This is a genomic window from Microbacterium maritypicum MF109 (assembly GCF_000455825.1).
Classification (GTDB): Bacteria; Actinomycetota; Actinomycetes; order Actinomycetales; family Microbacteriaceae; genus Microbacterium; species Microbacterium maritypicum_A.
Genome location: NZ_ATAO01000021.1, coordinates 1 through 218, shown reverse-complemented (window position 1 = coordinate 218; position 218 = coordinate 1). Strand labels below are relative to the sequence as shown.

Below are 218 nucleotides of genomic sequence, written 5' to 3'. Positions count from 1 at the left end.
TACCACTTCATCTCGCAGCAGGGCGTCGAGGCGATGAGCAACGAAGAGGCCGAGCAGCTCGCCGGGTCGGACGCCGACCACTACCGGCGCGACCTCTTCCGGTCGATCGCCGACGGTGAGTTCCCGAAGTGGGACCTGTACGTGCAGATCATGCCCTACGACGAGGCCAAGGCGTACCGGTTCAACCCGTTCGACCTCACCAAGACCATCTCGAAGAA

At 62.8% G+C, this 218-nt stretch carries 1 protein-coding gene; it reads left to right on the top strand.

Features of this window, described 5'->3' with window-relative positions:
- Positions 1–218 (top strand): catalase (locus L687_RS23985; protein WP_040569562.1); only part of this gene is annotated, 218 nt, incomplete at both ends.